Source organism: Acinetobacter sp. YH01010 (genome assembly GCF_013420775.1).
GTDB lineage: Bacteria > Pseudomonadota > Gammaproteobacteria > Pseudomonadales > Moraxellaceae > Acinetobacter > Acinetobacter amyesii.
Genome location: NZ_VOYF01000019.1, coordinates 1 through 22137 on the forward strand (window position 1 = coordinate 1; position 22137 = coordinate 22137).

A 22137-nucleotide genomic window follows, 5' to 3' on the forward strand; every position below is an offset into this window, starting at 1 on the left:
AAAATCATTTGAATGATTTCTTCTTGGTCTACGTGCCATAAAATACTCCATATATTGATGTTTATAACATCATTTGAGGAGCAGAATATCACTTATAGGAGTTGTTCAAATTTACGGATCCATCTCTGTTGTTTGGTGCTTCGTAGCTCAATTCAATCAATAAGTATTTTTTAGACATGATCAATATTCCTTAGTACAAAACTTCAGTGCCAACAACGCAATCCAAAAACTTACCTTGCAGATCAAATACTAAAAATTGTTGCAGTTCTTTTTGTGTCGAGTGGATGTTAAAAACAGGCACAATCAAGCTGTCTTTTTCAAATAGGTTATGGTTGTTAATGACGAAATCATGAGCTGAATAGCAATGACCTTGCAGATATACACCGCAACGCATCAGCTTATCTAAATCAAAAGATTGAGAGATGTAGTGAACATCTTCTGGTGCATATTCACTGGCAATATCTCGGCTATATGCAAGATTGACTTGCTTGACCAAGCTTTGTTGAAAAAAGTCGCTGTCATGCACTTCTGAACGTGCGATGTCAGTAACAACTAAAATGGGTTGTGTTTCCCAAAAAATGCTGAGTAATTGATTAAAATCAAGATGTTCAGGGAATTGAACTTTTGAAGTAATCACGCCCCAATCATCAAGGGTTAAAGATAGAAAGTTTCCGTAATGATCACGCGGAATAACCGTTAATACATTAAGGTCTTGATGCAATTCTTCGTTATACGAAAAATCAGCAAGGGAATGACCTGTATTTAATTCAGGATTCACAATAATGTTTAATGTTTTAGAACGGTTTGTAAAAAAATCAAGTACGCTTTTCATATCTTCAACTCCAAGTTTTAAGCAATTGCTTAGGTATGAATTAATTATATCTGTGAAATATCCCTTAAAAACTTTTCTCAAATTACTTATGGAACTGGCAATGAAAAATTTCAATATTTTTTTAATCAATTAAAAAACATCGTATACGTCATTAAATCTAATGGCATAAAAAAAGAGGGTAGACCTTTATTGGATCTCCCTCTATTTGTTTAATGGTTTCTTATGACAGGTTGTTTTTAAAGTACTCAATCAGTCTTAAATAAACAGTGTTCGCCATAAAATGTGAGCTATGCAGCGCATTAAAATCTGCGACATCTTCAAAACATTCAGTCAGTAATGCACTGGCGAAACCTTTATTCCATGTATTGAACTTTTCCAGTTCTGCATCTGACAGCAAATCATATTGAATCATGTCATTAATGGCTTGGTGTTGTAAATTTATCGCCACATCCATGACTTCGCCCTCAATCAATGCATGAGAATCATCAGGACTGAATCTAAATGATTCGTGAGCGTCTGCGATGGCTTGAACCTGTAACGGTGCATTGACTTCAATGCAGTAGGCTTGTGACTTATGTTGGTGAAATAAAACGACATCCAGTTCAATGTTAAAAATAAACTGCGGATCTGCTTTGGTTGCTAAGCCAATCACATTGATGACGCAACTTGGTAAACCGTCATACGCTTGGGTGAAGCTTTGTAGCAAGTGGCGCACATTAGCAGTACCAGTATTAAATTTTTGTAGTTGCATTGTCGTATCTCCAAGTTTTAAGCAATGAGCTTTGATGTATTCATTATATCGGTGCATGTGGCCTGTATAACTTTTCAGTAAAAGTATTTCGGCTGATAGGCTCATGATTTCAAGTTATTTTTAATCAATTAAAAACACCGTTTACGGCCATCATCTTATGAAAGGAATAAGCTATGGGTGCTTATTCCTGGTGGGTGTGATTAGTGCGGTTCTACGTCATACGTGTTTTCATTTTCTTTAAGTCTGGCTTTTTCACGCTTCAGTCTTAAACGCTCTTGATGTTCCCTGTACAGGTTGGTGAGTTGACCGACTGGCAAATGTAGAAACTTTAGATCAATGTTTCTTACCCAGCTATTAACAGCAAACTTTTTGCTTTTTTTAACGTCTGGTATTTCGTAATGATCACCCTTGATTGCGCCTTTTACGGCATTTAACACGAGATCCGCGGTAGCTTCATTCCAGCACTTGAATAATTTAATGCCTTTAAACGCCTTATATTTAGCTGGTACTTTTTCACTGTACTTAAACAGCTCTCCAGTAGATGTCACGGCGATAAACCAGTCACAACGGACAAGCTTCATCGTTTCTATACGTTTTAATTCGTTTTTTTCTCTTTGTTGTTCTATTGCTTGCATATTTGCAAAGCCGAATAGGTCAAGGTTGTCAATTTTCATAGTAGCCATTTGCATTTTTAATACCTCTCAATGAACGTTCGGATCTCAAAAAACCTAGCATTGGTTGGTCAATGCTAGGTGTTGTGTTTATTGGTCTTCAGGCATCATAAAAGTAATGATAGGCTCACCATTCACGCCAGGCCCAACCGTAGCAATATTGGTGATTAAGGTGTCAGAAAAGGTATGCGGTGTATCTTGTAGAGCATATTTAAACTTAACGCTTTGGTCATTAAGTGCAACTGAACCACGAACGCTCATGTTCAACATATCAAAGATGGTATATCCCATTAAATCATTGATTTTTTCAGCATCAGCTTCCGTACCATTCGGAAAAATTGCTTTTGCAGCTGTCAGGTGCTTGTTATACAAGTTGCTTGTAATATAAACAGGGAACTTATAGAACTGTTTGCAATCTTTGGCATGTTCTTCTTTATCGCTAAGGCAAAGAATCACGCCCTCTTCTAAAGCGTCTTGTAAAGAAAAAACAGTGATGACTTCAGCACCAGCGAAAAAATTATTCATAATAGCTACTCCAAGTTTTAAGCAATTGCTTTTGATGTTTTAATTATAATAAATCCATAAACCTTAAAACTTTTTTTTAAAAAAAAGATAGTATTTATTCAGGTTTAATAATTATAATTAATATAGCTTTTAATATATATTTGAGGTTTTAGGTGGTACTAACAGGAACAATTAAAAATTATAATATTGAGCGTGGTTTTGGTTTTATATCCACGAGTAATTTTGGTGATGTATTTTTCCATATTAAGGATTTTCAGAAAGGTGAACAGCCAATACCAGGTCGAGAGGTTTATTTCGAGGTAGTTAAAAAAGAAAATAAAAATAGGGCAATCCATGTTTACTATTCCGACCATGAACAAACGCAAGACAAGCAAAAACCATTGCCAATATATCTATGGATAATTTTTATTAGCATAGCTATTGGGGTGGCATATCCAGGTAGCATTCAATTAAAGAAATATCTATATAAAGATAATCAAACTACAAATGCTATATATCAAAAGCCAGTAGCCTATAAATGCGATGGTCGTAAGCATTGCTCTCAAATGCGATCTAAAGAAGAAGCTGATTGGTTTGTGAAAAACTGCCCAGATACCATGATGGATGGTGACGGCGATGGCGATGCCTGTGAAAATGATTCAAGGTGGTAGTTGTATAGTTTCAGACAATAAAAAATGAGCTATTAATACTTAATTAATAACTCATTCCTTAGGTTGATTTTAGATTTCTGCCAGTGTTTTACCGTCTTGTAATTCATTAATCTGCGCCAGTGTGACAGCTTGAGCGTCATATTCTTCTGTCACATACGATACAATTTCTTCTATTGAGCATTCACCAACTACACCCCAAAGCGTAAAATTGGTATGGGTTTTTTCATTCCAGATCTGCTCAACTTGTTCTAGATCCAGATGTCCAATACTCACCAAAAGGTCATAAGCCAATGCCCAATTTTCGTAACGGCTGACAGATTCATCAATGATAGGATCATCAGACATTAAATAGGTCATCATTGCCTTAGCTTTACAGAACTTTTGCATTGTTTCGTTTAAAGTTGTCATAAACATCATCTCATATTGATTGGTTTAAAATCATTTTATGCTGACAGGTGGTGTCAAAAACTTATTCAAAAACAAAATTATTCCAAACCATTTTTAATCAATTAAAAAACATCGCTTGCGGTTTTCATCCTAAAAAGGTGCCAAATGGCACCCTAATTTACAGCGATCCACAACCCTCCTTGTTGAATGCGCCTGGTGGAACCGTCCAGTTATCCGTGAACACTGGTAGGTAATAACTTTCAATTTTGGACTGTACCAGTGCTTCCATATCCTGAATGTCGAATGGCTCAATGCGATTGCTCAGACTGACGACATCGATCTTTGAGCGACTGATCGTACAGTCAAACTTTTGTTCATAACCAGCGATCAGCTGAGCGCGTTCAGGGTAGTAGGTGCTGATGGTTGACCAGATTTTAGGACTGTTGAAGATACAGGTCATGCATGAGCTACGGCCCCAACCTAAGCGATATGGCACTGGTGGCGTAACCTTGTACTTCTCCAGTAACGCCCATACTTGCTCTTCAGTGAAGTGAAGCACGTTCTTCCACCAGTCAACGCGTCTTGCTTTCTTACCGCTTCTACGGTCGCATGGGTGCGGTTCTAGCTGGTTGTACTTACTGCGGTTTGGTGACTCTTCACGGCGTTCACCAGTGATAAAACAAATGTTCTTGCCGTCAAAACGTTCTTGGTTGTTCAATGCTCTGCGTCCGACATCGATCTTTAACGCTGAAGAACACCAGCGCGTCATGAGGCTGGCTGCTTGTTGTGGGAACTTCAAGCGTGTGCCTGGTTTACTGCGGTTGTTATCGCGTTCAAGCTTAATTAAGCCCTCTGGTGTTTCTACGAAGTGGGGTTTTGAGTAGCTGTTTTCTTTGAGCATTTCGCCAAGGAAACCGCCCTCGAGCCAACTGAAGTACAATGGTGTGTCGAATGCCTGAGCGAATGCTTTGGTATAGTTTTCCATGAACACCCAATCCATGAACGGCTGGTTTTCTTCATCAATTTTGTGGTGCCAAAGCTCAATTTTGCTTTTATCTACTCCAGCATCCAGTAAGCGTAAATACGCTGCAATCGAATCCTTACCGCCACTTAAGCAGACAATAAAAATGTCATAGATACTTAGATCGATGTCTGGTGCTTCATGAAAAACATGCTCAGCCAGTTCTTTGTTTAGATCGGTACCAGACAGCAACTCCAGTTGCCCGGCTATTGTGGGGATGATGACTTGATCATCGTACTTATGCGCTGTATTCATTCGACTTACTCCAGATTTAAGGCTTTGTGCCTTGCTTGCTATGGATTAAGTATAGAGGGGTGTACCAGGGGAAAACTTTTCTCAAAATTTAAAAATATCGAGATATTTTAATCAAATAAAATCCATCGTAAGCGGTTATAACGCCTAGCAAAACGGCATTGCGCCGTTTCGGTGGTTACTTATATTTTTGGATGATGCGTTCAATAAATCGAATCATTGTGTCCTTATCAATTTTGGCCTGGTCGTAATTGTCATAGCTAAACATCACCAAAGCATCTTCCTGAGTGATGCCAAAAAACTCACGTACTGCTTTCCACTGGTAAACGACTGGTACAGTGACAACAGGCGCATCTTTTAGCTCTTCATTGCTGAGTATTTTTTCATACATGAAGATTGGCCCAACAGAACCATGAAAATTGAAACCTAGATTTTGGAAATACTCGACAGACGTAGCCCAACCAATCAGGCATCCTACAATATTTTTATCTAACAATTCTTCAGTGGTGAAACCTGAAAAGAAATCGGTGTGTTGTTCTGTATGGCTTGCGTCATAATCACGCCAAATGTCGAAATCAAAGCTTTCATCAGGAATGACCTCGATCACTAGCTCAATCAGCTTTTCTAAACGCTCAACGGTCGTTGCTTTGTTCATATCTGCTCCAAGTTTTAGGCGGTGTGCCAAAAGGGGTAGCGGTACATACTGGCGCACGTACCGCTGTTGGACTTACAAATCCAGTTGAATTAAGAACAGTGGTAAAGGTGCATCACTGTCTTGTGTAATGAGCATAGGCAAGAAGAAACTAAATCCCTCAAAAAACACGCCCATGTCGTAATCATCTTGAAAAGAAAAGGGCTGTGAAGTGATACTGACATTCTCAATAGCACTAATTAGTGCCTCGATGTTGGTATGTTTTGCTGTATCGATCACATACACACGAAAACCGGCTTCTGTGGTGTTCGGTATCTGTTGTACTTGCTGTGGCAAGTAAAAGCCAAGTTCGTTGATGGCACTGACGAGTTGCGGATTTTCAATTGTCATGGGTAGGTTTCCTTATTGAACTACTTTTGCGCTATTTAAATTTTGCAATGCGATATGCGTTAAACGTTGATTAATGATTTCGTCATACGGCGAAATGAAATCCTCTTGCCAGTTATGCATGAGATGTTCGATCGGGTATGTTTCCAGATATTCTTCTAATGCTTCATTCGGCTTAGGAACGAAAGCTAATGGCTCTTTAATGTTGTAATTGCTGGCGATGTATTCCAGTGGATCACAATCACCTGGTACGTTGACCGTAGCAACAAACTCAAGATAAGCACCATCGGGGAAAAACTTATTGAAGCAATCAACCACAACAGATATTTCACGGACTTCATCATCATTTAAAGTGAACTCACGGACTTCTTTATCCAGTGCAACAATTGAGCTAGATAACAAATGGTCAAGGTCTTGTGGACGGATGTTTACACGATCAATAACATGGTTGATATGATCAATAATCTCGTCTTTGATTGGGTCTTCAAAAGCGTAATTGCTCTCAAAAATAATATGATCGACATCTTCATAATTGAGTCCAAAAAACTCACGTACTGCTTCAGAACCGCGATAAACAACATTTGTTTTGAGTTCTTCATAAGTGAATGGCTCACCAGTATTCGCACGGAATGGTGCATAAAGGGGAACGCCGTCTAACATCATGAAGTTAAGTCTTTTAAATGTTTCATCAGCTGTCGCCCAACCTATAACGCAACAATTAGCATCACTATTTATAAGTTGAGCAAAAGTCATATTGTCGGTACCAGGTATCGTGCGCCATAAATCCAGATCAAAACGTTCATGTGGTACTTGCTTGATGATATTTTTTAAATGATTTAGCTTATCTAGTTGATGCATTAGAGGACTCCAAGTTTTAAGCAATTGCTTTCGATAGAGTCATTTTATTTAAAAAATACTAATGAATAACTTTATTGGAATTAATTAACCGACCTAAAACACGTAAAGGATATTTAAAATATTTTAATCAATTAAAATCATCGTATACGTTTTAAGCCATGCTTAGACAGCGTATATACCGGTCTATTTTTCTAATGCAAAAAAAAGAGTACTTAAGTTCGGACTTAAATACTCTTAATGAGTTGGGGCATTATTCCCGATTGGCTAAGTTGAAAAATAGTGAATACATTGCATTCTTAAATAACCAAAAGGTGAGGGGATTATCCGCTTCATCTTTAGACTGGTGGCGAATGATATTCCAGTTGAAATACTTTTCTGAATAGCCCATGTGAGTGACATAAGCAAAATTACGAACGTCATTTTCTGAAACGTATTGGAATGCTTGTTTAAGCTCATTTTGGGTGTTTTGTTCGCCGTCATGGTCAAAAGCATCAGCTTCTAAGATAAGTTCGCGCATGCCGACCATAGCAAGGTATATGACTGCTTCAAAGTCATAGTTCATCATGCGTAGGAAGTGTTTTTTCAAAAAGGCTTCGTCAATGTGTTCAACTTCTTTGTAATTTTTAAGTGCGCTTAGACCATGCACACCAAAGATATATTTAAGTACACGAAATTGAGCGCATAACGGCAAGTTTTCACCCTCCACATGTGAGCAAAGGGCGGTGTAGCGGTTCATGTCGATGACTGAGCTTAGAGATTGTTTTAAAGCGCCTAATAGCATTGTTATATCCTTTTTCGGGTTTTGTTTATTGTATGGTGTACGTTTAAGCAAGAAATGTGTTAACTAAATGAGTTGTGTCATGGTGTTGAGATAACTTTTCGGCATCCATGTCGTTATGTTCTTCATAGATAGTTTTTAAGGTTTTGATGGTTTCATGCATCAAGGTTTCATGATGCTCAGTATTGAATTTGAACTTGTGGCACTCTTTAGCAAGGGATACACGAACTTTGAATTTTTCTAAAAATTCGATGGTTTTATTGGTGGTGTCACTTTCACATCCAAAGTAACAAACATTATCAATATGCAATGCGGTTGTTTTCAGCATTAATGGATTTTTATCAAACACAAAATAAGCAAAAATGCAGCTTTCTCGACTGTTGTAAGTAATGTAAGACTTCTCAACATTAATTGCGTCCACTGATTTAAACCAAACAACGCCATCGTCATAGGTTTCAGCATGGCTTGAGAAAAGCATATAAATTAAGGTGTCGATAATTTCTGCGGTGCTGTTGCCGATAATTAAATGATTCAGACTTGAATCACTTCCGTTTGTAAATTGGTATTGAGCGACCACTTTATTTGCAAATTGATGTGCTGCGTTATTCATTATTCATCTCCAAGTTTCGGACAATATTTTCCTAAGGTTTTATTTTAATCTGAGTCACTTCATTATAAATTTTTCTCAAAAAAAAGATTCTTTTTTCAAGAATCTTTTAATCAATTAAAAGCTATCGTATACAGATTAATCTAATTATCCGTAACTCGGTGAATCATCATCATTTGATTTATCCTGGTCATTTTCCTGTTCTTGCTCTTGTTCTTCAGTATTTTCAAGCTTCAGGACTAGATCGTATGGTTCAATGATATTGTCCATGACTTTTAAAAGGTAAGAGAGGTCTTGTTCCATCGGTTCTAGGTTTTCATAGTTTTCACCGACATAAAGCTCTTGATCTGTCAGTGAACGTTTAAACGCATAGTTCCAATCTGATACGGCGACCTTGCTATATACCATGGTGTAACCAGCATCATTCGCCAGCTGGTTCATCATCAGTTTAGCAGCGCGACCGTTACCCTCTTCAAAAGGGTGAGCTTCATTTAACTTGGCATAAAGCTGAGTGAACTCTTGCACAAACTGGTCTTTGTCCAAACCTTTCAGGTGGTCTTTTTCTTTAACCGCCTGTGAGAACTTATTCAGTTCATCAGGGATCAGGTTTTTATCTAGGAAATGACCGATTTCATAATTACCGTTCGGGTCGATCGCACGTTTAGAAATGTCGTCCAGACGCACTTCTCCAGCCCAATCGTAAATATGCTCAAAGATTTTTTCATGGATTTTAGAGAGGTGGTCGAGATCGTAATTGCCACGTAACGGCGAAATTTCCATTTTCGCTATTCGATGTTCCGTGATTTCTTTTTCCAGTGCCTTTTTATAGTCGCCTTGCGCTTGGCAACTGGTAGGTTGAGATAAGATGTCTTTCGCATCTAAATAAAACTCAAGTTTATCGTCCATATTGTTCTACTTATGAGTGATTGGGTTTGGTAATCCGCTGTAAGCTAGATTAGGTTGTATTCGCGATCATTAGGCTTTGTTTTTAAGTGCATTCCATTTCTTCATCAATGCAGCTTCTTCCTCGTCAAATGTTGTTTGACCAGTTGCTAAGCGCTCCATACGTGCGTTTGATGATGCTTCACATGCTTTAACAATGTGAGGGGAGAACTCTTGAGCTACATTGCCTTGAGCAGAACGGTATGCAGCACGTACACGGTCTTCGTATTTTACTTCTTCAGACATATCGGTTTCCTGTATCAACAATCTGTAAATTACAATAATTGTAACCCCAAACAAGGGGGCGATTCTTGCTAAATTGCGTATAAACAATCTTATTGGTATATACCGATTAACAAAATCAAATAAGATTAAAATTCCAAAAAAATCAAATATCGTATATTAAGTATATAATTTAAGTATATACAGGAAAGTCGTTAAACATGAACGTATTCAAAACACTAAAACTATTTGCAGTTGCAATAATCTCAGTGTCTATGTCGTGCGCTGTTTTAGCTAATAGTTCTTTAAATAACCTGAATACAAACAGCTTAAAATCTGCTGTTGCGCTTTCTCCTACTGCTGAAAACAAACGTAAAGTTGAGCGTTTACTTAACACTAAAACACCGTACCAGATTGAAACTGGTGCGGTACTTAAAAAAGTGAAGTATTCAAAACACTTTAATATGAACGTTCAGATGTCTAGCAAAACTGCAGATAAATACTCTTCTGATGAAACTGACTCTTTAAACCGCTTTGTGAATGAAAAGATTCATCCGTTTTATTGCTCTGTATTCGCCAATGCTCCAGTTAAACCAGATCTGTATGTAGACATCGTGGACAATCAGGGTAAATCATTCTTTGGAAGTGCTGAGCGTTATTCAGATACTTGCCAATAGTTTTAAGGGCTAAATATTACATAGATCTGTTAACGCCGTTTTAGGCAAAAACAAATAGACCGCTTAATTGCGGTCTATTTGTTTTTATACTGACACCTAAAACCTTATGGAAAGGTCTTAGGTAGCACCGCTGTATAGCCTACGATCTTGCGTATTTTGATCTGCATATCAAGATGCAACGGCTGTACTGTCAAACGATTGAAGTAAGACTTAATCTCGCGCATCCACGCATGGAAACGATCATCGCAATGACGCATAAGCTTCTTAAGGTGATTGCGGTCAGCTTCTTGTAAGAAACTGAGTTCGCTGTCGATTGACCAAAGATCAATATCCTGATCATTTATACATAACAAGTACTGCGTATCAACGACCAATGAAGATACCAACTTGCCTTGGTCTTGCTTGTAGATCAGCTCAAAATCAACTAGTGCATCTAAAGCGCCGTTGATATTTTCGATTTGAATGTCACGGCGTAAACGTACTGGTAGCTCCAGCAGTACAGTATTCTTATTTGACTGGTAATAATCAGCACGGACTTGGCTATCCCATGCAATATTTTCAAACATAAAATTTTGAAAAGAGGTGAGAGAATCTTCTTGTAGACCAACAACTTTTGTTTTAGATAAGATTTTAAAGTTCATATAATTTCTCCAAATGGTGAGCATTGAGCCCATACATTCATTATATTTCACTGTACCTTTTCAAAACTTTTTTCAAAAAATATAGATTGTTTTAATGCTGTCCACGTTTACATTACATAGACAATGGCAAGAAATCTAATTAAACTGACCTTGAATAAGAAATGCGTTCAAGTGATTTGTGTTTTTTTATTCACCTTTCAATTTTAAAGAGCCAGGCGTTTTGCGTCTGGTTCTTTGCTTTCTGGTATATACCAAGCACATTTTTTTAATGTGCATTGACCAATCTCAATAATAAAGTTTCAGTTTTAAAGCTTATTTATCGCTACGATTAAGCTAGTTGCTAGATGGGCTTTAAGATATGAATGCATCAAGTACAATAGCTTTAATGGCGGTATCTATTGGTTTTCCAGTGGTATTAAACTTTGACTTTGCTTTTACTTATTTAATTGTTTTTGCCTTATTCCTCTGCACGATCGCTTTAATGTTTATGATAGTTTTTATTGTTCATAACGGTACTGTGACGGAAAAGATTAGCGCAATAATTAAAAGGATGTTCTTTTTTGCTGGTTATTGCGCTTGTGTATTAGGTGCGGTTTTGTTTACAAGATGCCTAGTCTAGTACGTTAATATTTAATGCATATTTGCTAAATAAGTAATACCCAATCATACAGATCGCTAAAGTAACTACCGTCACTTTACGCGTTGAGTTCACAACTTCAGCACTATCTTTCTTGCTATTAAAAATACCAACTTTGACTAACTTAAACACTGAGTCAAAAAGGGTGATGGCAAACCACGTTCCTAAAAAGTAAATCGCCATGGTCAAATATTCCTGTTTGTGCAACACATACTTATATAAATAGACCAGTGTAGTGACCACAATTAATGAAAATGAAGCGCCATAGTGCAAGGTTTTGACGGCATTGCGATGTTGTTTTTCATTGTTGATGTTAATCGCTGCGTTGATAAAACAAAAAATTGCCAATTGTCCAATGATGACGACAATCCCCATTGCAAATAATTGGATGTTAAGACCATAAGCCTCTTCCACTAAAATTACGGCGCTTGCAAACGCAAGGAACATTAAATATATGAGATATGGCATGATTCTCTTGGTATGAAGCGATGATATTGGATGATTCTAGGCTAAGGTTCAAAAAAAAAGAAGTATGCTGGTCGCAACATACTTCCGATCTGATCAGGCTTCTACGTTCTGATTGATATAGTTTTTGTAGGCTAATTTCACTTCACTTAAAAGGGCTTCTTTCAAAACACCTTTGTCTTTTATCGTTGGATTGTGCAAACCAAGTGACGCACGGCGCTGTTTAGTGGTGTTTTTATTGGCATCTGTTACCCAAACTGAGTCGATATAATCATCAACTAAAGCATGCAATTCGTTTGGTTTTACTGCATTATCTAAATTGGAAAGTATAGCCTTATTGTTTACGATCGCTAAACTTTCATCATATTCTCGATAGCTTGTACGTAAAGTATTCTTAAAATGAAGCAATTGATCTTCAATTTTTAATTTACCGCCATCAAGCTCGATGTCGATTACAAATGTCGTGATTTTAGATGATAGACCTAAAACACCAACTGATTTAACGCGAACAATAGTATCCATAACAACTCCAAGGTTTTGAGCAATTAGCTCAGGTAAAACGGTTAAACTTTTGTGAGATCTGCTTCAATATCTATCAGCAATTCTTTTACTGCTTTCATGTGTGGCAATAAAGTATAGGTGTTTATTTCGCTATTAAATGCACCAGCTTCAAGTTGTACACCAGCAATAAACGGCTCATTGATTAAGTTGTTGCCAATGAGATGACTTAAGCAAGCCTGTACCAGTTCGTTATTTTCTTCAGACTTAACCAGTAGGGGATACAAAACCACGAGTATTGGTAAATCACAAAACTCCATGTTGTTTGCATCAAGTAGCTGTTTAAGTGCATCCTTAATATCTTCGTTGAGAACCAACAGTTCTAAACCTTTTTTCATGTCTTTATAGGCGTTATCAATGGCCACTTCGGAAAAGTAAAACCAATCGCGCTGGTCATCGAGCATGAAGCTATCTAATGCAGCGATTTTCTGTAAGATCTGCAATTGTTCAGGGTTGAACGTGCGAATCGCTGTTCCATTGATTTTATGCTGTAACAACAGCTTTAACGCCTTTTGCGCTTGATCGTTTAACTGCTGTACTTCTTGATTGAAGAAACTGCATAACTGATTCGACAGATCTACAAAGATAGAATTGTCATAGCAATCAGGTACCACGTTTTGAGTGGATAGCAACATAAAGCCATTTTCTGACAGCTCAGGATTCATATAGATACAAAGATTATGATCTTCGGTCAGCTCTGCAAAACCTTTTAAAGTGGTATATGCAATTTCATGATTAGGCAATTCAATGCCAGCATGGATATTAATGTGAAAGCTTGGGCTTTGGTCGCCGTGGTCTTGATCTGCAGTACTGATCATAGATAACAGGGTTTCCAAAAGCGCCGTATTCTTACGAATAGGCGCCATAGCTTCATTAATTAAGATAAAGCTACTATTCATTAAAGTGCCTCCAAGAATAGTGAGCCCACAATATCAGTATTGAGTGGGTTAATTTCAATGAATTCGACTAGCTCCAGCGCTTTATCAAGTGTGAGTTCCTTAGCGCGGAAATCAAAAAGTGTATCCACGCCAACGCCATCAATCACACCATATGAAGACATCAACTCTTCCAATTCAGGGATATTTTGATAATTTTCTTCAGCCAAGTTTTCCAAGGTCAAAAGGGCATTATCTACATGTGATTTGAACATGTGAGCAAGGAAGAAAGCTAAACGGTGCTCATGAGGTGCTCGAATGAAGAAATACTCACTATGCTCGTCATCGTTAGAATCCTGGCGTGACGCTTTAACCAAGAACAAAGGTAAATTGTCAGTACTGCCGTAAACTTCGTTAAAATCGATCGGGCAAAAATTAGGGTTTAAATTCATGAGCTTTCTCCAAGTTTTAAGCTATTTGCTTGATTTGGTTTCATTATATTAAGAATATGAACGGATAAAGTTTTTTTAAAAAATACTTATTTAAGCATCCAGAAAGAATTAATAATGACGAGCGCCATTGCAGCGCTAAAAATTCAAAACCTTTTTTAATCAATTAAAAAAACATCGTTTACGTTTTTAAGCGCAACTTTAAGAGATTTCTCTCTTAAAGGCTTGGTTTATTCAAAAGTGTTGGTGTATAAGTCGGTCTTAATAAGATTAAACACATACTCGCATTCAACAACGAGATTTGCATATTCATCATCAAAACATTGTTCATCTTCAAGCATAATTTCAAGATTTAAAGGCTCAATCACTGAATAAGGGTTTTTGACGCCAGTTTCTTTGTAATTTGAAATAATGACCTGAATAGCTCCAGATGCGAAGTCACCCTCAAGCGTATGGCTAAAGTAGAAACGGTTTCTTGTATCGCTGTGAGTGCTGTCGATAGGTTCTAAAGCTGTACCAAACTTGTAGGTAGTCAGCAACTCTATAACGTCTTGAGCAAATGTCGAGTTTAAAGGGGCATCACTTTTTAGGTTGAATGCAATGTCTTTAAACTGCTTCAAGATTTCTTGCTCTTTAGACTCGTTAAAGTTTTTGAAATATTCGTCAAACTTATGCTCACCATGATTCGACAAAAGTTTATGGTGGTAGTTGTATTCGTCTACCACAGTCAACAGGTCAAGTTTTTGCAATAATTCAAACTCGTCTTTTGTAATTTCTTTAAAACCTAAAACGTAAAAAGAATCACCGCTGATTTCCCAAGAGTCATAGCGAGTTTTAAAATCATGTTCTTCTAATAAGGTTTCAATGTCTTCAAGTTCTTCACTCTCATAGCTTGAATACTTAAACAGGGTGTAATTAACCAATGCCATTAAAGCTGGCACTTCTGAAATTTTCTTAGAGGCATATAAGCCGATATTAAAATCACAAATACGGATACCAATTGGTAGTGCTGATGTTTCGTTAATCGCAAGATTCATCATGAGATACTTGTGCATATTAATTTACCTAACAGGTTGAATGTATTTTTAGATTAATGGATTTAAAGTGGGAATAACTTATGCTTAAAAATTAGAATAGCCATGGAATAAGTCGAATATTTTAATCAATTAAAAGTACCGTATGCGGTTGTAAACAAAACGCACTGGTGTATATTTGATATATCCAAATTTTCGAGATTAGTTATGGAAGTTGAAAACCTAAGTAAAGACCAGTTAGAAGACCTAATTAAAAAGGCACAAAACCAAATTGTTGTAGTAGAGAATAAGAAACTTGATGACGGTTATCTCAAAATGTTTGAGATCGCAAAAGAATTAGGCTTAACTATTCTTGAATTAAATGAGCACGGCGAAAATCGTAAATTAAATAAAAAGCCAGTGGTTAAAGCAGATCCTAAATATCGCAACCCGAATAACCACAAAGAAGTGTGGGCCGGTCGTGGTAAACGTCCATCCTGGTTAAATCGTGAGATTGAATCTGGTAAAACATTAGAAAGTTTTCTTATCGTATAAATATTAAAAGGGCTTAAATGATTTAAGCCCTTTTTTTAAATGCCATTGTCAGTGTTGTTTAGAGCAGGTGCGCGATTACTTAACAAAGTTCAGCTTTGATGTGTTCTAACACATCATCTTCAACACCCTCATTAGAAAATGCTTCAATGAATTCATTCAGGTTTTCATTGCTTAATGGCAAACTTCCGTATTGATCTACTGCAATCATTTGTGAGTTATGCACCAGATATTCAATACTGCAGTCAACAGAACAAAAGGTTTCTTGAATTACATCATTCACCTGATGGCCAGACTTTTTATCGTTAGTATCAATATCACTATTACAGTGAGGGCAAGTAAATAATCCCATTACGCAACTCCTTTCTCAATTAAGCTAATTACACCGTGTTCTAATTGATCATCAAACCAGTGCCAGATAATGAAGCGGTCTGTACCTTTGCCCCATAGATGAAAGTCTTCTTCGATTTCATCATCATTGTTTATCGGGGTGTTGCCAAACTCTTCCCATAATGTTTTATGGGTTTTGCCTTGCAAGCTTAATACGCCATTTTCAGAATTTGCTTCAAACCAATCTAGGATCTGATAGCGATATGTACCTTTATTCCAGATATGGAATTCGCATGGTAAGGAATTAGATTCATCAAATTGAATCTGCTGTAATTCACTCCATAACTGGTCTATTGATTTAGCCATGCTTTATAACTCCTTGCTTAATAATTCAATTTTAATAAATAAAAGCGCTCAAAAACTTTTCTTAAAAAACATATAAAATCTGCTAATAATTCCTTTTGGAAAAATACTATCTAAGCAAAACTATTGTTATTATCGAGTGAGCTTATTAAGAGGTTTAAGCATGAATCTAGATAAATACGTTAAAACAGATATAGACGATGGCAATGGTCACATTTGGCTTAAATTTACGAATGATTCAGGTAATGATACTTTTGCTTGTAGTCAATGTGGCTATTTGAGACGGGTAGATAGTAATAATCGCCCACTAAACAAAAAGTGTGTTGGTAAAGTGAAAATCACGCTGCGTTAAAATTGAGATTTACAAAAACAAAATAAGAGCCAACATAGGGCTCTTTCTTATTTCATGGGGCTTTTACTGGCTTTACGGAATCAGTGTTGGAATCCAATATTTTTTAGACTACCCAACCATTGCGTAATTAATAACTTATTCCTTAGAGCCCTTTTTCTTTAGGCACACCGCCAACAATCTGAAATGGTATCCAATGGTTAACCCATTTTTCTTTGGTACCACGTTTGCCCAACCAGTAAAAGTTCCAGTGAGGAACCCGTGGATGTGGTTTTTTGGTACCTTTGTAGTTGCCAGACTTTAGATCTTCATCGCGCTTTAGGATCGCTTCATTGATCTTTTTATTTGTTTCGGTACCAACAATAGTCGGCTTGTACTTATTGGCCTCAAATAAACGCAATTCACGCTTAATCAGCTCTAATTTAGGCCTGGCTTGTGTTGTTTCTGGTGTTAATGGTCTGAGATCTGGTTCTTTTTGGCTGAACCATAGAATCAAATTGATTAGCTTCTTCTGCAGTTCCATGAACGTGTTAATTTCTTGTTCATCTGGCAAGTTCTTTTCATCAAAAAACGTATCAATGAAATCGGTCATGCAGTCCTCAACAGTTGATTCAAAATCATCATCATCAGGGAAGTGCATGGTAATGGTTTTTGCTAAGCCAGTATCGGTATATACCGTGGTAAATAGCACCTTGCGATCGTTCAACGTGTTTTTCGCAAAAATAACACCGACCACTTGTTCATTTTGCACGTAGAGATTGGCATTGTCGGTTTGAACGTAGATCGCAATATCAGGTAGGTTTAATAGGAAACCGGGGATACTGCGGTTGTACTCGGTCTTTACAAGCATTTGAATGACTTGATCTTCAAACCGATAAATATTTTTGGTTAGGCTCCATGAGCCAAGAGTAATGATTTCACCAATGTTGCAAGGTAGCTGATTGATAAATGAGAGTGGAATTTCTTGGCCAGTGGCTTGAACACCCATAATGGTACTGGTGCGTTTCATTCGTTCACGCCAGATAGGATCTCGACAATCTAGTGCAGCATATGTCCATTCATCACCACTGATTAGGCATTCGTGCGGATCTTTACTGTTTTGTCGTGCGATCGCATAAGCTTCTACACATTTCATTAAGCCATTGAGGTTAAACTTCACATGTTCTAATCGCGCTGTGATGACTTTAAGTGGTATTCCTATCTTTGGATCTAAATCTTTATTTCTCATGTTGAGCAACCAGGATCTATATCAGATCAATATCTGAAAAAATTTCGTTTAAAAAAGGACTTTAAAAGTCCTTTCGATTAGGCGTGAGCACTATTATTACAAGGCGGTGTAAACAAAGTACCATCTAAGCGGATCATTCCAAAGCCGTAGGTTTTATCACGACCAATACCATTGAGCCATGCTGTTTTAAATAGCTCTAAATCACCAACAGTCGCACTAAATGAAATATCTATGGTCTGGACTGGAATATTCAAAATGCTGAGCTGTGGTCCACATTGTTGCTCAATTATAGTGACATCCAATAGACCTTTGCTACTAAGAGCGTTTTTGGTGAATTCGGCTGCTTCATCTCCAGTTAGATTTTTACGCTTCTTACCTGAATTGCCTTTGGGTTTTTCGCCGTGGACCGAAATGTATTCTTCAATTTCTTGGCGGTTAAAGCTACATTCACGGTTAAGAGGAACCATGATTTTTCCAGTGATTTGCTGACCGTGCGAAATTTCAATGTATTCTTTGGCCATTGGGATTTTGACGTCCGATACGCACGTTCTTAAATAGATGTGCTTGCCATCTGTAAAAAATATGACTTTTGCGGAACAGAATGTCTCGACCTTATTTCGTTTAAACATTTCTCTAAAAATGTACTTGAACAAGTTCTTTTCATTTTCAGGATGTGTAAGGGCAAAACAATTGGCTGTTAGTTTTATGTTATTCAGACTCATTTCGATATCCAGTTTTCTATAAACAGCATTATTAAGAACCATTGCCTTTAAATAGCGCCTTATTGACAATAAGGGTATTATTCAGCATTTATAAACGCTAAAAGTAACTTCTATGTGCATTTAACAAAAGTGGCTTATAATATACTTAAAACCCTCAAAATTGATATAGGAACACCAGTTTTGTGTGGAAGTAAAGCGTAACACTCATATTATGAAAACCAACCACAATTTATTAAACCTACACTTTAATGATACTTATTTTTTGTGTTGTAATTTTTTTTTAAAAAAATATATGCTTTGCTGATTATTTTAAACTATTGACTGTATTTTAAGCTGTGCGTAAACTTTAAACGTTGTTTTGTACAATCCACACCTAGTTTGATCCTGTTTGGACGACTGAAAAATGAACATAAAGAATAGAACTACGTTGCAGTTTTATGAAGAACTGCAGTTGGTGTATGACCGTTTCAATGAAAGGCTATTCAAAAATGAATTACCAGATTGTTTGATTACGCTTCAACGTATCAACAAAAATACCGGTTATTGGTCTGAGAATAGATTTGCTTCGACAGAAGATGATACGGCGTATACGCACGAACTGGCCCTTAACCCTGATTACTTTGGCACCCAACCATTGCTTAACATTTTTAAATGCTATGCACATGAGATGTGTCATATGAAACAAAGCATTTTTGGTGAGCCATCTAAACGCTCATATCACAATGCTGAGTTTGCGGCATTTATGCTTGAGATCGGTTTGATTATGACTGATGACGGCACAAAAGAAGGTCGCACGACAGGCGAGAAGATGACCGAAATCGTTGCACCTGATGGCTTGTTTATTCAAGTGTGCAATGAGCTTGTCGATGAAGGGCGTATCATCAAATGGTATGACAAGTACGCACCCAAAACGATTTCAAGTCTTGAAATGATTCAAGAGCAAGTGCAGTTGTTGGAGTCCATTCCGACTGCTTCTCCAAAGCTATTTCATATTGCCTTACTTGGCAATGAAATCAATTCAGCTTTGAAATCACCTAAAAAAGAGAAGCCAGTTGCCGAACCGGCAAAAGCACCAGATTCCCTCACTGGATATGCCATCCCAACAAGTGATGAAGAAGAGGAACCGACTCCCACTACAATGAATCCCTTTGATGTAGCGATCGGACTAATCGACATATCAAATACCGGTGCAAACCTTGGCGGTTATTATCCAACGGCTTTTGATGAAGATCCGTTAGATGATGACGACAAACCAATACCAGAACCTAAGGTTGTTAAACTTTATAAGGGTGAACAACCAAACGGCGATGATAACGAGCTTATTGTACTCAAAGAAACTATGATCGGTGGAACACTCTATCAAGAGCTTGGTTTAGCCAATTTTGAAGAGCCTGAGCCTGAGCCTAAGAAACAGACTAGGGCATCTTTTGCGTGTCCTGAGTGTGGCCGTGGTGCAACGTGTAGTCCTACTTTTAGATTATCGTGTACTGAATGTGAAGTTGAACTGGTACCATCAAAATCCATTGATAAAAGCCAGGTGAAGAAAAACAAAAAGGCTGCTAAAGCTGACCAAGGGGATGCAGAATGAAAACGATTGAAGAGCTTGGAATTCTGTTTTCTTCACACAAATACCGTTTTTATAACGAAAAAGACTTACAACTCGCGATTGAGCAAATGTTTATTGCCAATGAGATTCCGTATGAACGTGAGGTTCGTCTATCAAATAAAGACATCATTGATTTTACTGTTGAGCTTGATGTCGGCAAGGTGGGTGTTGAATTAAAAATAGATGGTGCACGTAACGCATTATTGCGTCAGATCAATCGCTATTTAAGCCATGACAGCATAAAAGCGCTCTATGTGGTTGGTACACCGTATTGGGTGAATAACATTCCAATCCAACTGAACAATAAATTTATTTACCGCCATCGTATTTTAGTGGGGGTCTTCTAATGTCTAAATCTTACGGCACCATTTCTCGTCAAGAAAAAAACTGGCACATTGAATGTGAACCACATGTTAAAACACGACTTAAGCGTGTATTCCCACAAGTCAGCCAACATGCATCAAAATTTATTGAGTTAAGCGATACGCCGTCTAATTGTCACGACCTACTTTGGTTTATTGAACGTTATCCAATGCATGTTGATGATCTTAAATACATGAAAGCGCAATCTAAGGCTTATGTGTCGCTAAAAGAAGATATTTTGGATGTGATGGACTATAAACGTCCGATCAAAACATTTGATCTTGCCGTGCCTCCATATGAGTATCAAAGAGCAGCTGCAGATCTACTACTTAATGTTAAAGGTTTGCTCTTGGGGGATGATTTGGGCCTTGGCAAAACAGCGAGTGGAATATGTCCGATGATTCTACCTGAATCGCTCCCGGCGCTTTTTGTGACAATGACACATCTTCCAATGCAAATTAAGAATGAAATTGAACGCTTTGCTCCGCACCTAAAATGTCACATCCTAAAGAAAGCATCGCCTTATCCATTGCACAAAGAGGGTGAAGCAGCACCCGATGTCATTATCACCAGTTATTCAAAGTTGAACGGTTGGGCTGAATATCTTGCCGGAAAGATTAAGTACGTAGTGTTTGACGAGATCCAAGAGTTACGGACTGGCTATACATCGCAAAAGTATTCCGCTGCTAAACTCATTAGTGACCAAGCTGAATTACGCCTCGGTCTATCAGCTACACCGATTTATAACTACGGTGATGAATTCTACAACATCATTGAAATATTGCGTCCAGATAGCTTAGGTACCGCTACCGAATTCGCTCGTGAGTGGTGTTCACACGAAAAACGTATTAATGATCCTAAAGCGTTCGGGATGTTTTTACGTGATGAAGGTCTAATGTTGCGCCGTACTCGAGCAGATGTAAATCGAGAGTTACCGCCAGTACAAATCATCCCTCAATATGTCGAAAGCGATCCTAAAGTACTGGATCAAATTAAGGGCAAGGCAATGGAACTGGCAAAAGTAATTTTAAGCTCTACTCAAGAATTCCAAGGGCAAAAGCTTCGTGCGACAGAAGAATTCAATATTATGATGCGCCAAGCAACAGGTATCGCCAAAGCGCCGTATGTCGCTGAGTTCGTGCGTATGCTTGTTGAGTCTGGTGAATCAGTCATGCTTTATGGTTGGCATCGAGATGTGTACAACATTTGGCTAGAACGCTTGGCTGAATTCAATCCTGTTATGTATACAGGTACGGAAGGACCTGCAGCTAAGGAACGATCTAAACAAGCATTCTTGAATGATGAAAGTAAAGTCTTCATTAGTTCATTACGTTCATCTGCCGGGCTTGATGGCTTGCAGTACCACTCAAAATGCAAAACATTTGTGTTTGGTGAGTTGGATTGGTCGCCTGGTGTTCATGATCAATGTATTGGTCGCTTAGACCGTGACGGTCAAATCAAACAGATCTCGGCATATTACTTGTTGGCTGATTCGGGTTCAGATCCAATTATTTCTGATGTCTTAGGCATCAAAAAAGGCCAGTTGGAAGGAGTTAAAAACCCGAATGGCGAATTATTTGAACATTTAATTACGGACGGTGGCGGTATCAAGCGCTTAGCCGAACACATACTGAATAAGAAGGTAGCTTAAGAGAAACTTTATGACTGAACTTTACCTAGCTTGTTTTAGAGATTCTGCTACAAAACTTCGGTATGACCAGGCCCTTTCGTTAAAAGATCGCTATATTCTTCTTCCTTTTGATATAGCCGATGC

31 protein-coding genes are annotated in these 22137 nt (G+C 37.7%); 8 read left to right on the forward strand and 23 right to left on the reverse strand.

All coding sequences use genetic code 11. The features are described from left to right. Positions 1–190 precede the first annotated feature (190 nt). From FTT77_RS14335 to FTT77_RS14350, 4 genes are all read right to left on the reverse strand, one after another. Complete coding sequence (locus tag FTT77_RS14335; protein WP_033917500.1) at positions 191–832, reverse strand: hypothetical protein; 642 nt, start codon at positions 830–832, stop codon at positions 191–193. A gap of 220 nt (positions 833–1052) precedes the next feature. Beyond that, a complete protein-coding gene (locus FTT77_RS14340) occupies positions 1053–1583 on the reverse strand; it encodes a hypothetical protein (RefSeq protein WP_005028543.1) in 531 nt (176 codons plus the stop codon). 200 nt (positions 1584–1783) lie between these two features. After that, entirely contained in the window at positions 1784–2272 is a 489-nt protein-coding gene (locus FTT77_RS14345; protein WP_005006043.1) for a hypothetical protein, read from the reverse strand. A gap of 72 nt (positions 2273–2344) precedes the next feature. Further along, complete coding sequence (locus FTT77_RS14350; RefSeq protein WP_005006045.1) at positions 2345–2779, reverse strand: DUF6573 family protein; 435 nt, start codon at positions 2777–2779, stop codon at positions 2345–2347. A gap of 152 nt (positions 2780–2931) precedes the next feature. Between FTT77_RS14350 and FTT77_RS17625 the strand changes: the two genes are divergently transcribed. Continuing rightward, entirely contained in the window at positions 2932–3429 is a 498-nt protein-coding gene (locus FTT77_RS17625; protein WP_087554211.1) for a cold shock domain-containing protein, read from the forward strand. 69 nt (positions 3430–3498) lie between these two features. Here the strand turns inward: FTT77_RS17625 and FTT77_RS14360 are convergent, their stop codons facing one another. The 9 genes from FTT77_RS14360 to FTT77_RS14400 form a co-directional block, all read right to left on the reverse strand. Then, on the reverse strand, positions 3499–3837 hold the full coding sequence (locus tag FTT77_RS14360) for a hypothetical protein (protein WP_005006049.1): 339 nt from the start codon (positions 3835–3837) through the stop codon (positions 3499–3501). Between the two features lie 157 nt (positions 3838–3994). Then, entirely contained in the window at positions 3995–5092 is a 1098-nt protein-coding gene (locus FTT77_RS14365; RefSeq protein ID WP_005028536.1) for a phosphohydrolase, read from the reverse strand. 175 nt (positions 5093–5267) lie between these two features. Then, positions 5268–5744, reverse strand: coding sequence for a hypothetical protein (locus FTT77_RS14370; protein ID WP_005006052.1), 477 nt, complete (start codon positions 5742–5744; stop codon positions 5268–5270). Positions 5745–5816: 72 nt separating this feature from the next. Further along, on the reverse strand, positions 5817–6131 hold the full coding sequence (locus tag FTT77_RS14375) for a hypothetical protein (RefSeq protein ID WP_024160757.1): 315 nt from the start codon (positions 6129–6131) through the stop codon (positions 5817–5819). A 12-nt stretch (positions 6132–6143) separates the two neighbouring features. After that, on the reverse strand, positions 6144–6986 hold the full coding sequence (locus FTT77_RS14380) for a hypothetical protein (RefSeq protein WP_033917490.1): 843 nt from the start codon (positions 6984–6986) through the stop codon (positions 6144–6146). Between the two features lie 250 nt (positions 6987–7236). Further along, complete coding sequence (locus FTT77_RS14385) at positions 7237–7767, reverse strand: hypothetical protein (protein WP_005006061.1); 531 nt, start codon at positions 7765–7767, stop codon at positions 7237–7239. 43 nt (positions 7768–7810) lie between these two features. Next, positions 7811–8374: a hypothetical protein gene (locus FTT77_RS14390; RefSeq protein WP_057694171.1), complete on the reverse strand. Its 564-nt coding sequence runs from the start codon at positions 8372–8374 to the stop codon at positions 7811–7813. A gap of 144 nt (positions 8375–8518) precedes the next feature. Continuing rightward, positions 8519–9277: a Fic family protein gene (locus tag FTT77_RS14395; RefSeq protein ID WP_005006069.1), complete on the reverse strand. Its 759-nt coding sequence runs from the start codon at positions 9275–9277 to the stop codon at positions 8519–8521. A gap of 69 nt (positions 9278–9346) precedes the next feature. Further along, positions 9347–9559, reverse strand: coding sequence for a hypothetical protein (locus tag FTT77_RS14400; protein WP_005006071.1), 213 nt, complete (start codon positions 9557–9559; stop codon positions 9347–9349). Positions 9560–9756: 197 nt separating this feature from the next. Here FTT77_RS14400 and FTT77_RS14405 point away from each other — a divergent pair, with 197 nt between their 5' ends. After that, on the forward strand, positions 9757–10212 hold the full coding sequence (locus tag FTT77_RS14405) for a hypothetical protein (protein WP_005028529.1): 456 nt from the start codon (positions 9757–9759) through the stop codon (positions 10210–10212). Positions 10213–10316: 104 nt separating this feature from the next. Here the strand turns inward: FTT77_RS14405 and FTT77_RS14410 are convergent, their stop codons facing one another. Then, positions 10317–10853: a hypothetical protein gene (locus tag FTT77_RS14410; protein ID WP_038350032.1), complete on the reverse strand. Its 537-nt coding sequence runs from the start codon at positions 10851–10853 to the stop codon at positions 10317–10319. A 358-nt stretch (positions 10854–11211) separates the two neighbouring features. On the opposite strand from FTT77_RS14410, the gene FTT77_RS14415 reads away from it, so the two are divergent. Continuing rightward, entirely contained in the window at positions 11212–11472 is a 261-nt protein-coding gene (locus FTT77_RS14415; RefSeq protein ID WP_024160750.1) for a hypothetical protein, read from the forward strand. Here the strand turns inward: FTT77_RS14415 and FTT77_RS14420 are convergent. The 5 genes from FTT77_RS14420 to FTT77_RS14440 all read right to left on the reverse strand — a co-directional run bounded on the left by FTT77_RS14420 (position 11464) and on the right by FTT77_RS14440 (position 14892). Next, a complete protein-coding gene (locus FTT77_RS14420) occupies positions 11464–11958 on the reverse strand; it encodes a hypothetical protein (RefSeq protein WP_024160749.1) in 495 nt (164 codons plus the stop codon). The genes FTT77_RS14415 and FTT77_RS14420 overlap by 9 nt on opposite strands. A gap of 93 nt (positions 11959–12051) precedes the next feature. Next, a complete protein-coding gene (locus tag FTT77_RS14425; RefSeq protein WP_038350033.1) occupies positions 12052–12477 on the reverse strand; it encodes a hypothetical protein in 426 nt (141 codons plus the stop codon). 41 nt (positions 12478–12518) lie between these two features. Next, entirely contained in the window at positions 12519–13412 is an 894-nt protein-coding gene (locus FTT77_RS14430; protein WP_038350034.1) for a hypothetical protein, read from the reverse strand. Next, positions 13412–13840, reverse strand: a complete 429-nt coding sequence (locus FTT77_RS14435; protein ID WP_024160746.1) for a hypothetical protein — start codon at positions 13838–13840, stop codon at positions 13412–13414. The genes FTT77_RS14430 and FTT77_RS14435 overlap by 1 nt, the downstream gene beginning before the upstream one ends. A 227-nt stretch (positions 13841–14067) precedes the next feature. Then, on the reverse strand, positions 14068–14892 hold the full coding sequence (locus FTT77_RS14440; RefSeq protein ID WP_038350035.1) for a hypothetical protein: 825 nt from the start codon (positions 14890–14892) through the stop codon (positions 14068–14070). Positions 14893–15078: 186 nt separating this feature from the next. Between FTT77_RS14440 and FTT77_RS14445 the strand changes: the two genes are divergently transcribed. Then, positions 15079–15405, forward strand: a complete 327-nt coding sequence (locus FTT77_RS14445) for an H-NS family nucleoid-associated regulatory protein (protein WP_024160744.1) — start codon at positions 15079–15081, stop codon at positions 15403–15405. Positions 15406–15484: 79 nt separating this feature from the next. Here the strand turns inward: FTT77_RS14445 and FTT77_RS14450 are convergent, their stop codons facing one another. Both FTT77_RS14450 and FTT77_RS14455 read right to left on the reverse strand, forming a co-directional pair. Beyond that, positions 15485–15754, reverse strand: a complete 270-nt coding sequence (locus FTT77_RS14450) for a hypothetical protein (protein ID WP_038350036.1) — start codon at positions 15752–15754, stop codon at positions 15485–15487. Further along, positions 15754–16098 carry a hypothetical protein gene (locus FTT77_RS14455; protein ID WP_038350037.1) on the reverse strand — a complete coding sequence of 115 codons (345 nt, stop codon included), beginning with the start codon at positions 16096–16098 and terminating at the stop codon, positions 15754–15756. The genes FTT77_RS14450 and FTT77_RS14455 overlap by 1 nt, the downstream gene beginning before the upstream one ends. Before the next feature lie 160 nt (positions 16099–16258). On the opposite strand from FTT77_RS14455, the gene FTT77_RS14460 reads away from it, so the two are divergent. Next, positions 16259–16447: a hypothetical protein gene (locus tag FTT77_RS14460; RefSeq protein WP_024160741.1), complete on the forward strand. Its 189-nt coding sequence runs from the start codon at positions 16259–16261 to the stop codon at positions 16445–16447. 142 nt (positions 16448–16589) lie between these two features. Here FTT77_RS14460 and FTT77_RS14465 read toward each other — a convergent pair whose 3' ends face one another. Continuing rightward, positions 16590–17672: a hypothetical protein gene (locus FTT77_RS14465; RefSeq protein WP_098733232.1), complete on the reverse strand. Its 1083-nt coding sequence runs from the start codon at positions 17670–17672 to the stop codon at positions 16590–16592. 77 nt (positions 17673–17749) lie between these two features. Next, positions 17750–18394 (reverse strand): type I-E CRISPR-associated protein Cas6/Cse3/CasE, encoded by a 645-nt coding sequence (locus FTT77_RS14470; protein WP_227504916.1) that lies wholly within the window; start codon positions 18392–18394, stop codon positions 17750–17752. A gap of 403 nt (positions 18395–18797) precedes the next feature. Here FTT77_RS14470 and FTT77_RS14475 point away from each other — a divergent pair, with 403 nt between their 5' ends. Genes FTT77_RS14475 through FTT77_RS14485 form a run of 3 tightly spaced genes read left to right on the forward strand, consistent with a single transcriptional unit; the run spans position 18798 to position 22014 of the window. Beyond that, positions 18798–19982 (forward strand): SprT-like domain-containing protein, encoded by a 1185-nt coding sequence (locus FTT77_RS14475; RefSeq protein ID WP_134253125.1) that lies wholly within the window; start codon positions 18798–18800, stop codon positions 19980–19982. Then, positions 19979–20347: a hypothetical protein gene (locus FTT77_RS14480; protein WP_005006108.1), complete on the forward strand. Its 369-nt coding sequence runs from the start codon at positions 19979–19981 to the stop codon at positions 20345–20347. The genes FTT77_RS14475 and FTT77_RS14480 overlap by 4 nt, the downstream gene beginning before the upstream one ends. After that, positions 20347–22014, forward strand: coding sequence for a DEAD/DEAH box helicase (locus FTT77_RS14485; RefSeq protein ID WP_024160737.1), 1668 nt, complete (start codon positions 20347–20349; stop codon positions 22012–22014). The genes FTT77_RS14480 and FTT77_RS14485 overlap by 1 nt, the downstream gene beginning before the upstream one ends. The last annotated feature ends 123 nt before the right edge of the window (positions 22015–22137 follow it).